This is a genomic window from Fontibacillus panacisegetis, assembly GCF_900102215.1.
GTDB lineage: Bacteria > Bacillota > Bacilli > Paenibacillales > Paenibacillaceae > Fontibacillus > Fontibacillus panacisegetis.
Window position 1 is genome coordinate 61,456 of sequence record NZ_FNBG01000014.1, and the last position, 14,387, is coordinate 75,842.

Below are 14,387 nucleotides of genomic sequence, written 5' to 3' on the forward strand. Positions count from 1 at the left end.
CCTTTTTTTCGATGTGCGTATAGTTTATACTATGACCAATTAAGGATTACATAGATAAAATCAGGTTTTTTTGCAGTTTGACTTGATAAATGAAAGGATTTGAAAAATGTTAGATAGCACGGATATGCTTATCCTGGATGAATTATCCAAAAACAGTCGAATCACGATGAAAGAATTGGGTGAGAAGGTCCATTTGACAGGACAAGCTGCTTCAGCCAGGGTTGCTAAATTAGAGGATCAAGGAATCATTGAGGGGTACACAATTAAAGTGAATCAGGTTAAACTGGGGTTTCCTGTTCATACTTTTATTACGATTTTTACACAAAGTTCAAATCATAAACCTTATCTGTCGTTCATCAAAGCACAAGAACAATTCATCATACGTAATCATAAAATTAGTGGAGAAGGTTGTTACCTTCTCGAATGCCAATTTCCTTCCAATGAAATATTAGATAAGTTTTTGGAAAATCTAAACGAGTTTGCAAACTATAAATTGTCGATTGTTATTAATTAATAGTGCATGTACAAAAAAGGATAGATATAGCAGGAAAAATATCTGCTTTATCTATCCTTTAATTTATAGACTTTTAATGAAAGTTAATGACCAGGAACCTTCGGTCTTACATACAGCTTCCAGCGTACCCATACGGTATTTATGACGAGCAAAATGCCGGATATGATAAAGATGCCCTCGATCCCGATATATCCTGACAAAAAGCCGCCAATCAGCGAACCAAGCATGTTGCCGAGTGAAAGTGTGCTGCTGTTGAATCCAAAGGCGCGGCTCTCCATTCCGTCGGGAGTGTAGAATCTGATCAAAGCATTGACACTTGGCAGTAAACCACCCAAGAACATGCCAAGGAGGAAGCGAACTATGATGAGCTGCCATACTGAGTCAACAAAGGCTTGAGGTATGAGAGTAGCCGCAGCCCCGACTAAAGATAAGGTTAGCACACGATGTGCACCGATATTGTCACTAACCTTTCCAAGGAGAGGCGACATTAACATGTTCGATATACCAGTTACAGCAGTGGCTAATCCAGCCCAAAATGCGACATTTACTGCTGTACCATGCAGCTTTTCCACGTAGAGGGGTAGCAGTGACATTGGACTAAGCATCGCGAATTGAAGCAAAAATGTGACCGCAAACAAGGAGGTTAGCTGCGGGGTCTTATTTAGTTCAATTAAGCCTTGAATTACTGAAATTTCCGGAGATTTTGCTGCTTCTGCCCGATTGAATTTTTCCCGAACGAAGAACAGGGCTAGTAGAGAGGCAAGGAATAACAGAGCACCCGTAATGTAAAATATCGGACGGAAACCAACCCATTCTGCCAGGAAGCCTCCGATTAAAGGACCCAGAATCGTACCTGCGACATTTCCTGATTGAACCGTTCCCATTGCAAAGCCCATACGCTCTTTAGGTGCAGTGCCAGAAATAAGTGAAATCGCAGCTGGATTAAAGCCGGAAATTGTACCGTTTAGCAGCCTTAATGCCAGTAGATGCCATGGTTGAGTGGCGAAGCCCATTAAAGCCATGACAATCGCCATGCCAAAGCCTGAGCGAAGGAGCATAATCTTCCGCCCGTATCTATCAGCAAGTTTACCCCAGAGCGGCTGGAAAATGAACGATGTAACAAAATTTGCTGCAAAGATCATACCTGCCCAGAGTCCGATGGATTGATCGCCTTGCACACCAAGGTCTTTGGACAGATAAAGTGAGAGAAAAGGAATAATCATTGTCATCCCTGCATTGACCAGAAAGAGCCCAAACCATAGCACAATGAGATTAACCTTCCACGACTTCAATGTGCTGTCACTTCCTTTCCGGAATCTTGATGAATGGTCGATTTTCTCAGTATACCACAATATTTGGCGAATCATTGGGAGATGATGTCATATGTTTGTCATAGTATTGGCTTGTGTGATAGTTGTTACTTACTACTAAAAAGGGCATAATGTAAAATAGATTAGTTTAGAATAATTTTAGATTGGGGGCCTGTTTGTGGCTTACAACGATCGGTTTATCCGTGCCTGTCTCAAGAAAGAAGTCGAACGACTTCCTGTCTGGTACATGCGTCAGGCGGGTAGATACGACCCGGAATACCGGAAAATCAAAGAAAAATACAGTCTTCTTGAAATTTGTCGTCAGCCTGAACTTGCAGCAGAAATTACTCTTATGCCTGTACACAAGCTTGGCGTGGATGCGGCAATTTTATACTCAGATATTATGAACCCGGTGGCATCTCTTGGCATTGATTTTGATATTGTCAAAAATATCGGACCTGTGATCAACAATCCAATCCGTTCAAAAAGCGACATAGAGCGCTTGAAACCGATTGATGTTGAGAAAGACCTTTCACATATTTTGGAGACCATCTCCATTTTGGACAAGGAGCTGGAGGTTCCTCTGATCACTTTTGCCGGAGCACCTTTTACTATAGCTAGTTATTTGATCGAAGGTCGTCCATCCAAAAGCTACATTCGTACAAAAAGTTTAATGTATGGCGAACCTGAGTTGTGGGACCAGTTGATGGGTAAACTAGGGGATATGGTCATCACCTATTTGAGATACCACGTTCAAAGCGGCGGTAAGGCGTTCCAAATATTTGACAGCTGGGTTGGCGCTTTGGCCCCTAAAGATTTTGAACGATTTGTCCTTCCAACGATTACTCGTATTTTTGCCGAACTTGAGGATTTGGATGTACCCAAGATTTATTTTCCAGGTGTCAGCTCAGGTGAATTGCTGCCTACACTTACGGGAATCAAGGCGGATGTTATCGGCTTGGACTGGCGAGTATCTATAGAAGAAGGTCGAAGACGTACTGGTGGAAAGTATGCCGTGCAGGGAAATCTTGATCCTTATGTATTAACTGCTCCGATATCTGTAATTAAAGAGCATGCTAAAGATATCATCGATCAAGGTGTGAAGGAACCCGGTTATGTGTTCAACCTGGGTCATGGTTTGTTCCCTGAGGCGCCCATTGAGAAGCTTATAGAATTAACGGAATTCGTTCATCAGTATTCTGAGGAAGCCATTAAACGGAATCAATAATTTTCATTCCATCGAACGAGGTGACAGGGGATAGTGAGTAATAAAATCGGTGTATTAGTAATGTCCTACGGAACACCCGAAAGTCTTGATCAAGTGGAAGCATATTATACACATATTCGCAGAGGTCATCCCCCAACTGAAGAACAGCTCAAAGAGCTTAAAGATCGTTATGAAGCTATTGTTGGAGGAGTGTTCCCGCTGCGTGCCAACACGGACAATCAGGTTGAAGCACTTCAAGAAACTCTAAATCGACTATCCGGTGATTCGGGCTATGAATTCGTTTGTTACCAAGGCCTGAAACATGCAGCTCCTTTCATTGAGGATGGTGTTGACAAGATAGCTCAGGATGGAATTAAGGAAGCGATTGGTATTGTGCTGGCCCCTCATTATTCAGTGATGAGCGTTGGAGGATACATAAAGCGTGCGGAAACAAAATCCTCCGAAGCAGGAATTTCCATGAAGTTCATTCGCAGTTATCATACTCATCCTAAATTAATTGAGGCATTTGCGAACAGAGTGTCGAGCAAGCTTGAACTGTTCAAGGAAGCAGGTGCTGAGAGAGATACGGTAAAAGTGTTGTTCAGCGCACACAGCTTGCCAGCTAAAATACTCGAAATGGGCGATCCGTATCGAGATCAATTGCTTGAAACTTCCCGGGAAGTAGCTCGGAAAGCCGGAGTCAGCAATTGGCAATTTACTTGGCAAAGCGCAGGGCGTACTTCAGATCCTTGGCTTGGTCCGGACATTCTCGATACGTTGCATGATTTAAGCAAGGAACAGGTGGAGGATGTTCTTGTTGCACCTGTAGGTTTCGTATCTGACCATCTGGAAGTGCTTTATGATCTGGATATTGAGGCTAAAACGGTAGCGAAAGAGCTTGACATGAGATTAGAACGTATTGATTCTCTCAATACGGATCCATTATATATGGAGACTCTTAGCGAGATGATTTTAGAAACGGTGAAGAACAATTAGGACTGGCTTGGCAAAAGAACCTCTTGTCTAAAATAGGCGAGGGGTTCTATTTATTTCAGCATACCTGATATAATAAAATGAACATGTTTACTTAATATAAATGGAATTAATAAAAGGAGTTTATGATGTACCCACCAAGATCGGAAAAAAATAAGCAAAAAAAGAAAGAGCGCCAGCGCGTTGTATCCCGCTTTTGGATGATGCTTAACTTATCATTAATCATGATTATTCTTGTTTTAGGAGTTTATTTTGTTCTAGAGGATCGCAGTGTGAAAGGCAACTCGGATAATACCGAAATACCTGATAGTTCATTTGTATCAGATCCGCAGACCGATGACTCTGATACGGCTGATGTTGACAGGATTGATGAAGCCGATAATCCATTGGATCAAGAACAAGATTCATCTGCGCCTTCCGGGCAAATCGGAGAGGAGACTGTAGATGGAGAGGATTCATCACAGGGTGAGGCAGCGCCTCCTGAGCATAATGGAGAAGAAGCTGAACAGGAGCTTTTGATTCATTTTGGTGGTGATACGATTTTTTCAGATAAAGTGGCTGTTAAGTTAAACGAAGAAGGATATGATTATCCCTATGAATATGTTCGTGAGCTGTTTCAAAACGATGATTTAACTGTAGTGAATTTGGAGACACCAGTGACAGAGCGGGGAGTTGGAGCAGAGAATAAGACCTTTGTATTCAAATCATCACCTAAGGCACTTCCTGAAATGGTGAAGGCAGGTATTGACGCTGTTAATTTGGCTAACAATCATTCCCTTGATCAAGGGGTTGAGGGCTTGCTGGATACTATTGATCATCTGAAAGATAATCATATCCTTCACGTCGGAGCCGGAAAAAATAGAAACGATGCTTTTACTCCCATCTATGTTGAACGTAAAGGGATAAAAATCGCGATTTGCGGATTCAGCCGTGTCATTCCTCATGAGAGCTGGTCTGCCGAGAAGAAAAGAGCAGGGGTAGCGGCAACATACAATTCAGAGATGGCAGTAAAGGCGATTCAAGCCGCACGCAAGAACGCGGATTTAGTGCTTGTTGTTGTCCATTGGGGCAAAGAGCGAGCAACAGAATTGGAGAAGCATCAAACCTCGCTAGCCCATGAATATATTGATGCGGGAGCTGATTTGGTAATCGGCGGACACCCTCATGTTCTGCAGGGGATCGAGAAGTATAAGAATAAATGGATTGCTTATAGCTCAGGTAATTTTATTTTTACAAAATCAAAAGACCCTAAAACCTGGGATACTGCTGTGTTTTCTGCAAAATGTACGAAAAAGGGAGATTGTGATTTAAGCTTGATTCCGTATCGTACTGAATTGGGAAGACCTGTACCCGTTAGTGAAGAGGATGGGGCAGGGATTCTGAAAATGGTTGAAGGCCTGTCACCGGGAATCAAAATCGATGCTTCGGGCAATGTGAAGACAGAGAATTGATCACTAAATAGGTATGAAAGTTGGAGGCGAGTAGAGTTGCATAATTATTGTGTAGCGCACCGTGGATACTCTGGCAAAGCTCCTGAAAATACGATGTCAGCAATCAATCTCGCCATGCAGGAGCCATATGTTAAATGGGTTGAGGTCGACATTCAGTTATCAAAGGATGGAATTCCGTTTCTTATTCATGATTATACGCTGAACCGAACGACGAATGGACGTGGGCCTGTTAAGGACAAAACCTGGGATGAGCTCAGTCAGCTGGATGCTGGAAGATGGTACTCCAAGTCTTTTATCGGGGAACGACTGGTGAGACTTGATGACTTTTTGGATAAAATCAAAGGAAGACTTCGAGCGAATATAGAAATTAAGACTCAGGGCAATCTTTATCCGAATATTGAGGAGAAGGTTATATCCGCGGTGAAGCAACATCGAATGGAGCATGAGGTTGTACTTACATCTTTTGAGCCGCGTGTATTGGCGAAGGTGAAGGAGATAAGTTGTAAAATACGTACTGGCCTAATTATTGATAGTAAACCAAAGGATCTTCTCTTGCGCTTGCAAATGCTTAAATGCTCTTTTCTCTCTATTAATTATCGTCACCTTAATTCGGAGCTAGCTGAAAAAGCGATCAGACGCGGAATTGAAGTGATGGCATGGACGGTAGACGATGTCAGGAGGATCAAACGGGTTGCTGCGATACATCCGGAGATCCTCATTTGTACGAATCGACCCGATTTATGGTATAAAGCGATTGGACAGACAGAATGAATCAGGGAGGCATAACAAAGATGAGCAAAGTTATTTCCAATGTATATTGCGTAGGTCGCAATTACCGGCTCCATGCTGAGGAACTCGGCAATGAGGTTCCATCAGAACCTATGATATTTATGAAGCCCTCTCATGCGGTAGTATCTATGAATGAAGGGGAACTTGTTCTGCCTGAAAATTCAGGCGAAGTACATTATGAGGCGGAATTGGTTATTCGAATTGGCCGTCGGTATGAACCGGGTATGACGGTGGACGAGCTTGTTGATGTAATGGCTTTAGGCATAGACTTTACGCTGCGCGATGTACAGAGTGAGATTAAGAAGAAGGGCCACCCTTGGACAGCGGCAAAAGGCTTTCGTAATTCAGCGCCGATCACTCCTTATATTGCGTTTCCCGGAATTGAGGAGACAGCTGCAGAGGATTTTACACTTCTTCTAAATGAAAATCTCGTTCAACGCGGGAACATTTCCGATATGATTTTTTCACTTCAACAGATCGTAGATTATGTTGGAGAGCGTTATGGTTTGGATGAAGGGGACCACATCTTTACTGGCACACCTGCTGGTGTGGGTCCTATTTACAGTGGAGACAAGCTGGAGCTATCGTATGGAAGCAGGCTGCTGGGAAGCTGTGAAATACTAAAAGGACCTGCCCGGGCTAAATGATGGCAGATTGGATAATCGGGGCGCTATGCGCCCTTTTGGTCTCTGTGGCGGCATACCGGAAGCAATCGTTATCTATGTCAGGCATGGTTGCTGCCTTTGTGATGGGTACCGTATATTACGGTGCAGGGGATGTATTCTGGTTTGGGATTCTGCTTCTTTTCTTTGTAACTTCTTCTCTGTTCTCCAAATTGCGCGGAGACCGGAAACGTGAATTGGAGAAATCCTATGCGAAGAGCAGCAGAAGAGATGCTGTTCAGGTATTTGCAAATGGCGGGCTTGGTATGCTGGCTTGTATAGGTCATGCCGTTTGGCCACATTCTGCATGGAGTTATTTGTTCGTAGGCTTCATGGCAGCGGCTACTGCGGATACCTGGGCAACAGAATGGGGCGGATTAAGCAAAAGACCGCCAAGATCCGTATTGACGTGGAAGCAACTGCCCGCGGGCACATCTGGCGGTGTATCATGGCTGGGCAGTTTGGCTGCACTTGCTGGTTCTGTTATGATCGGAGGGGCAGCCTGGATATTGTCTTTGTGGAGCCATGGGGCTAACTTGAAGGATTTATTTGAGCAGGTGCTCGGATTGATACAGTTTAACAAGTCAAGCGAAACCTTACTCTTTTGGAAATGGATATTAATTGGTGGTTTATCAGGATTTGCTGGAGCCTTTATCGATTCATTACTGGGGGCAAGCTTGCAAAAGATGCACCGCTGCACGGTCTGTGGCAAAAGCGTTGAAGTAACGGTTCACTGTGAACGGCCAACTAAACCTGAACGCGGAATACGCTGGATGAACAATGACGTGGTTAATTTGTTAAGCTTGTTGGCAGCTGGAGCCATTGCCTGGGGGCTAGGAGTATTGTTATGATAAATATTTATGAAAGAAACTTTAAAAAGTAGGGAACTCATATGAATATATTGACGGTTGAACACTTAACGAAAAGCTACGGGGAAAAGGTTCTTTTTGAGGACGCCTCCTTCGGCATGGAAGAGAACGACAAGATCGGTATTATTGGCGTAAACGGTACTGGAAAGTCTACGTTTCTGCGAGTCATTGCAGGCCTTGATACGCCTGACGAGGGGCGGGTATCGGTCAACCGGGATACAAGAGTAAGAATTCTCCCGCAAAATCCTGAATATGATCCTGAAGCATCTGTGCTGCTCAGCGTATTTCAAGGCGGAGGTCCTGAGCTGGAGATTGTGTCCTCTTACATGGAGGCTATGGAGCTGCTTGAGCTGCTGCCTGGTGATGAGGAGTTGCAAAACAAAGTCAGCAGATTGAGTCAGGAAATGGACAAGTATCAGGTGTGGGGACTTGAAAGTGAAGCAAAAAGTGTTCTATCCAAGCTGGGGATAACTGACTTTAAACGGAAAATGGGCAGCTTGTCCGGCGGACAGCGCAAGCGGGTTGCTCTGGCTTCTGCGCTGATCATTCCATCTGAGCTGTTGATCATGGATGAACCGACCAACCATATCGATAATGATTCCGTTGCTTGGCTGGAAACCTATTTGCAGAAGCGCCGGGGCGCGCTCCTCCTGATTACGCATGATCGTTATTTCCTTGATCGCGTCTGCAACATTATGCTGGAGCTGGATCACGGGAGATTGTTCCGCTACGAGGCGAATTACAGCCGTTTTTTAGAGCTGAAGAGTGAACGTGAGGAACGCGAAGCATCCACAGAGCAAAAACGGCAAAACTTACTGCGTACCGAGCTGGCTTGGATTCGGCGGGGCGCCAAGGCTCGGTCAACGAAGCAGAAGGCGCGGATTGAACGCTTTGAAAAGCTGCAGTCGGCAAAATCGGAATACAAAAATGATTCATTAGATATTTCCGTAGCTTCAACAAGACTCGGACGCAAAATTGTGGAGATTGAAGGCCTTTATAAAAAGGCAGGAGAACGTGTGCTGATCAAGGATTTAACTTATACAGCAGTTCCAGGTGATCGCGTGGGTATCGTCGGACCAAATGGAAGCGGCAAATCGACGCTCCTGAACATGATCGCAGGAAGGCTGGAGCCAGATCAGGGTGAAGTTGCTCTTGGACAGACGGTGAAGCTGGGCTATTTTACTCAGGAACATCAAGAAATGGACGATAAGCAGCGGGTGATTGAGTATATTAAGGATGAGGCAGAGGTTGTGACGACTGCTGACGGTTCTCGAATCACGGCTTCACAAATGCTGGAACGCTTTTTGTTTCCTCCTGCGCTGCAATGGACTCCTATCGCCAAGCTATCGGGCGGTGAGAAGCGACGCTTGTATTTGCTTCGTGTGTTAATGGGAGCACCCAACGTATTGCTGCTGGATGAACCTACAAATGATTTGGATATTCAGACCTTGGGCGTGCTAGAGGCTTATCTGGATGAGTTTCCGGGTGCTGTATTTGTAGTATCCCATGATCGTTATTTCCTGGATCGCACTGTAGATAAAATCATGGCATTCGAAGGAAACGGTATCGTGGCAGTACATGTTGGGGATTACAGCGATTATGAAGAACGGACGCAAGGAATGGGGACTAGCCATTTTGGCGGTAACGGGGATGGCGGTACTGGCAATGGAGATCTTCGTCGCGCACATGCTTCCGGGGCATCATCAGGTTCATCTGCATCGTCAGAAGGAACTGGAGCATCATCAGCAGGAGGCTCAACTCAATCAGTACGCAGTGAAAAGCTTAAATTCAGCTATAATGAACAGCGTGAGTACGAAGCAATTGATGGATTGGTTGAAGCTGCCGAGCAGCGTTTGAGCGGGATTGTGGACGCTATGGAAGCGGCCGTAAGTGACGCAGTCAGATTACAAGAGCTTATGAAGGAACAGCAAGAAGCTGAAGCTGAGCTTGAACGGCTCATGGACCGTTGGGCTTATTTGAATGAGCTCGCAGAGAAAATCGAGAAACAACGTAATAGCTGATTCGAAGCAATACAAAGTGCCAATATATCGGAAAAAACTTCCCTTACTTTATGAGAATGTGGTGATCATGAAGGAATAAAGGAAGTTTTTTCCTTATTTCTACCTAAACTGCTCTAAAAGTAGAAAATTCAGCTGTTGGATCGAACATAAATAAGTATTTGGCAAGGATATTATTAGCACAGCACACCGTTCGCAATGGACATCATAAGCTTGATGCGATTCATTTGGTTCACTTCACTGGCTCCTGCATCATAGTCGATCGCAACGATGTTGGCCTCTGGATACAGCTCTTTTAATCCTTTTACCATACCGCGTCCTGTAATGTGATTCGGCAGACATGCAAACGGCTGAATGCAGGCGATATTATGAACGCCTTGATCGAGCAGTTCCATCATCTCTGCTGTAAGGAACCAGCCTTCACCCATCTGGTTGCCGATTGATACAAGTCGGCTTGCTTTTTCCGCCAGCTTGTAAATGTCCTCAGGAGGAGACAGAAACTTGCTTTTGCTAAGTACTTTTTTAACAGGAGACCGGTATCTTTCAAGGTAATGTATGATCATTGGATTTACGTAGCGAAGCATTTTATTTTTTCCCCATTGATCAGCTCTGTAAATTGGATTGTATAGACAGTAGAACATGAAATCCAGAAAATCAGGAACGACAGCTTCACCCCCCTCAGCCTCAATGATCTCGACAATTTTATTGTTGGCGTCAGGATGGAACTTGATGAGTATTTCGCCGACGACACCTACCTTTGGCTTAGAGACGCTGCTCAATGGCATACCTTCAAAATCAGACACCATATCGCGAATATTTTCTTTATATTGTTCGAAAGTAAAATACTGCAGCGAGTGTTTGCATAGACTCATCCATTTCCTGAACAAAAGCTCTGAAGCTCCTATTTCAAGCTCGTAAGGCCTGGTTCGATAAAGCAAACGCATCAGTAAATCACCGTAGCAGGCCGCGGCGATCAGCCGATTGATCATTTTCAGATTAAGCTTGAAGCCTGGCTGGTTGTCAAGCCCTGACACGTTCAGTGAGATGACAGGAACCTGCGCCATATCGGATTCTTTTAGTGCTTTACGAAGCAGGGCGATATAATTAGTGGCTCGGCAGCCTCCACCTGTCTGTGTCAGAATAACGGCGGTACGATTGAGATCATAATCACCGCTTTTTAATGCAGCAACGATTTGACCAATCGTCACAATTGCGGGATAACACGCATCGTTATTAACCAGCTTCAGTCCTTCATCCCGTGCGCCTTTGTTGATTGACTTTAACACTTCCAGACGATAACCAGAGCTGCGGAACACGGTTTCGAACAGTTCAAAATGAATCGGTGAGAGCTGAGGAGCGAGAATAGTGTAGTTGCTTCTCATTTCCTTGGTGAAGATTGGAACTCTAGAAGTGATTGCAGTGTTATGAAAATGTGCCTTTAGCTTCTTCGATTCACGTTCTTTCATCGCGGCAAGTAAAGAACGAAGACGGATTCGTGCAGCACCGAGGTTACTGATTTCATCTACCTTGATGAGAGTGAAGGTTTTGTAATGCTGCTCCAAAATATCCTGAATCGTATCTGCAGTAATCGCATCAATTCCGCAGCCGAATGAAGTTAGCTGTACGAGCTCAAGATCCTCGCGTTCGCTGACCAAATAGGCGGCACGGTACATACGTCCGTGATATGTCCATTGATTAACGACGGGGAGCGGATGCTTTACGGAACCAAGATGACAAATGGAGTCTTCGGTTAAAACAGCCAACCCCATTCCGGTAATTAATTCGGAAATTCCGTGATTGATTTCCGGGTCGGCATGATAAGGATGACCGCACAGCACGATCCCTTTAATACCCGTTCGTTCAAGATAACGAAGAGTTTCTTCTCCCTTGGCAGAAATATCCCCTTTTGCCTGCTGTGCTTCTGACCATGCCGCTTGAAACGCAGCAGCAATTTCCATTTTAGAAATGTGAGAGAATGTGTCTTGCAATTCTTTACGCAGGACGTATTCATTATCCAGATTTAAAAAAGGGCTAATGAGCGGTATCCCGGATTGTTGCAATATATTCATATTAGTGCGGATCACTTCGGGATATGAGGCCACGACCGGGCAATTAAAGTGATTATCCTGGGCTTGATCTTCCATCTTCTCATACACCACTGCAGGATAAAAAATAAAGTCGACTCCATCAGCGATCAGACTATTTATATGACCATGAGCTAGCTTTGCAGGATAACATACCGCCTCTGAAGGAATGCTGTCCATTCCTTTCTCGTATAGCTTTTTGGACGATTTGGGAGATAGCTGTACCCTGTATCCCAATTGCGTAAAAAAGGTGTGCCAAAAGGGATAGTTCTCAAACATGTTGAGTACGCGTGGAATCCCAACCGTTCCTCTAGGTGCTTGTTCCGGGTTAAGTGGTTCATAGTTGAACATACGTTCATATTTGTATGCGACGAGATTAGGCAGCTCGTTCTTCACTTTTTTACCTGATGCTCCGCGTTCGCAGCGGTTTCCTGTAACATGAAAGCTTTTATCTGGAAATCGATTGATTGTCATAGCACATGTATTGCTGCAAAGGGAACATCTAGCCTGAGACACCTTGTAAGAGAAAGAGTTCAGCTCTGTCTTGGATAAAAGTGAACTAGGCTTGCTCCCGGTATAACGCTCTCTCGCAATAAGTGCACAGCCATAGGCGCCCATAAGCCCTGCAATATCCGGTCTAACGACCTCTTTGCCAGTCAAATTCTCAAAAGCACGAAGTACGGCATCGTTAAGAAAGGTCCCTCCTTGAACGATTATACGCTCTCCCATTTCCTCAGGATTCCTAAGCTTGATCACTTTATGGAGAGCATTTTTGATGACGGAGTATGACAGTCCTGCAGAGAGATCGGGAAGGGAAGCCCCTTCCTTTTGAACCTGCTTTACTTTGGAATTCATAAATACGGTACATCGTGAACCAAGATCTACGGGGGTGATGCACTTCAGGGCTTCCTCGGCGAATGCAGAAATACTGAGACCCAGCGTCTCCGCAAAGCTCTCCAGAAATGATCCACAGCCAGCAGAGCATGCCTCATTCAGCATAAGTGAATCGATATGCCCACCTCGAATTTTTATGGCCTTCATATCCTGACCGCCGATATCGAGAATGTAATCAACGTCAGGAAGAAAAAATGAAGCCGCTCGATAGTGTGCCATTGTCTCCACTTCACCGCCATCGACATGAAATGCAGCTTTAACGAGTCCCTCACCATATCCGGTAACGTAGGAATTAGCGATAAAACAGCCTTCATGCAGGTCATTGAAGATATCAGACAATGCTTCCCTGACAGTTCCAAGCGGATCTCCCTTGTTGCTGCGATAGAAGGAGTGGAGAATTTGGTTGTCTACACCAGTTAACACAAGCTTGGTTGTTGTAGAGCCCGCATCTATGCCGAGAAAACAAGGTCCCATGTATTGTGAAAGCGGGATACGAGGTGCGATAGCTCTACTGTGGCGCTCGCGAAAGGAAGCAAGTTCCAGTGCATCAGAAAAGAGCGGAGAGAGTCCTGAACCTTCCGTATGGTTTGATATGAAATCAACATCTCGTAGACGGTTATACCATTCTGTTATGGGAAAAGGAGCTTGCTCTGTAGAGTGAAGACAGCATCCCAGAGCTACAAAATACTGGCTATCCTCAGGGAAAAGTATGTCCCCCTCAGATAGTCCTAAAGTAGTCACAAAGCGTTCTCTTAATGAGGGTAGAAAGGACAGCGGGCCGCCTAAAAAAGCAACCTTTCCGCTGATCGGACGCCCGCATGCGAGCCCAGTGATAGTTTGAGTTACGATGCTCTGGAAAATAGATGCTGCGATGTCCTCGCGAGGGGCTCCCTCATTAATCAAAGGTTGAACATCGGTCTTGGCGAATACGCCGCATCGGGATGCGATAGGGTAAATGTTGGTATGGCGGCTGGCCAGCTCATTAAGTCCGGATGGATCGGTATTCAGCAATGCGGCCATTTGGTCGATAAATGCCCCTGTACCTCCCGCACAGGCATTGTTCATTCTCTGTTCAATACCGCCTGTGAAATAGATGATTTTGGCATCTTCACCGCCAAGCTCGATGGCGGTATCACATTCCGGAATACGAAGTCGGATAGCCTTTGTACAGGCGACAACTTCTTGCAGAAAATCAATTTTGGAGAGCTCAGACAAAGCCAGAGCAGAAGAGCCGCTAATGCAAAGAGTTGCTTCGGCATCATGGAACTGATTCAAGACCTCAGTCCATAGAGAAAGAACAGCCTGTTGAATATCAGAAAAGTGCCGTACATAGTTTTTATAAACAATTTCTGACTGATGCATAACGATAATTTTAGCCGTAGTCGAACCAACGTCAAGTCCGATATGTAAAAGCATGCGTCTCACCTGTTCTTTGAGTATTCAGTTTTAACATACCAACAAAAAACAGCGAGGTGCTATATCATTTGTAACAGCGAATGTCACAGGTACGGCAGCAAAATATAAAACCAATATTATGGATGGGGAAACGATTGAAAAACGCCTGTTATCGATCGGCATACACGTAACGGAAATTAT

The 14,387-nt window shown here is 44.7% G+C and carries 10 protein-coding genes; 8 read left to right on the forward strand and 2 right to left on the reverse strand.

Features of this window, described 5'->3' with window-relative positions; translation table 11 throughout:
• Positions 1-106 precede the first annotated feature (106 nt).
• Positions 107-514 carry an Lrp/AsnC family transcriptional regulator gene (locus BLS49_RS13085; RefSeq protein ID WP_091230955.1) on the forward strand — a complete coding sequence of 136 codons (408 nt, stop codon included), beginning with the start codon at positions 107-109 and terminating at the stop codon, positions 512-514.
• An 83-nt stretch (positions 515-597) separates the two neighbouring features.
• On the opposite strand, the gene BLS49_RS13090 is transcribed toward BLS49_RS13085, so the two are convergent.
• Positions 598-1,806, reverse strand: coding sequence for an MFS transporter (locus BLS49_RS13090; protein WP_091230958.1), 1,209 nt, complete (start codon positions 1,804-1,806; stop codon positions 598-600).
• 196 nt (positions 1,807-2,002) lie between these two features.
• Between BLS49_RS13090 and hemE the strand changes: the two genes are divergently transcribed.
• The 7 genes from hemE to BLS49_RS13125 all read left to right on the forward strand — a co-directional run bounded on the left by hemE (position 2,003) and on the right by BLS49_RS13125 (position 9,816).
• Positions 2,003-3,052, forward strand: coding sequence for a uroporphyrinogen decarboxylase (hemE, locus tag BLS49_RS13095; RefSeq protein WP_091230962.1), 1,050 nt, complete (start codon positions 2,003-2,005; stop codon positions 3,050-3,052).
• Positions 3,053-3,085: 33 nt separating this feature from the next.
• Positions 3,086-4,027: a ferrochelatase gene (gene hemH / locus BLS49_RS13100; RefSeq protein ID WP_091230965.1), complete on the forward strand. Its 942-nt coding sequence runs from the start codon at positions 3,086-3,088 to the stop codon at positions 4,025-4,027.
• A 125-nt stretch (positions 4,028-4,152) separates the two neighbouring features.
• Positions 4,153-5,475 (forward strand): CapA family protein, encoded by a 1,323-nt coding sequence (locus BLS49_RS13105; RefSeq protein ID WP_091230968.1) that lies wholly within the window; start codon positions 4,153-4,155, stop codon positions 5,473-5,475.
• A 36-nt stretch (positions 5,476-5,511) separates the two neighbouring features.
• Positions 5,512-6,246: a glycerophosphodiester phosphodiesterase gene (locus BLS49_RS13110; RefSeq protein ID WP_091230973.1), complete on the forward strand. Its 735-nt coding sequence runs from the start codon at positions 5,512-5,514 to the stop codon at positions 6,244-6,246.
• Positions 6,247-6,266: 20 nt separating this feature from the next.
• Entirely contained in the window at positions 6,267-6,911 is a 645-nt protein-coding gene (locus BLS49_RS13115; protein WP_091230976.1) for a fumarylacetoacetate hydrolase family protein, read from the forward strand.
• Positions 6,908-7,777, forward strand: a complete 870-nt coding sequence (locus tag BLS49_RS13120; protein ID WP_091230980.1) for a DUF92 domain-containing protein — start codon at positions 6,908-6,910, stop codon at positions 7,775-7,777. Before BLS49_RS13115 ends, BLS49_RS13120 begins: the two co-directional genes overlap by 4 nt.
• 41 nt (positions 7,778-7,818) lie before the next feature.
• On the forward strand, positions 7,819-9,816 hold the full coding sequence (locus tag BLS49_RS13125; RefSeq protein WP_091230983.1) for an ABC-F family ATP-binding cassette domain-containing protein: 1,998 nt from the start codon (positions 7,819-7,821) through the stop codon (positions 9,814-9,816).
• A gap of 173 nt (positions 9,817-9,989) precedes the next feature.
• On the opposite strand, the gene BLS49_RS13130 is transcribed toward BLS49_RS13125, so the two are convergent.
• Complete coding sequence (locus BLS49_RS13130; RefSeq protein ID WP_091230988.1) at positions 9,990-14,207, reverse strand: 2-hydroxyacyl-CoA dehydratase; 4,218 nt, start codon at positions 14,205-14,207, stop codon at positions 9,990-9,992.
• Between the last annotated feature and the right edge of the window lie 180 nt (positions 14,208-14,387).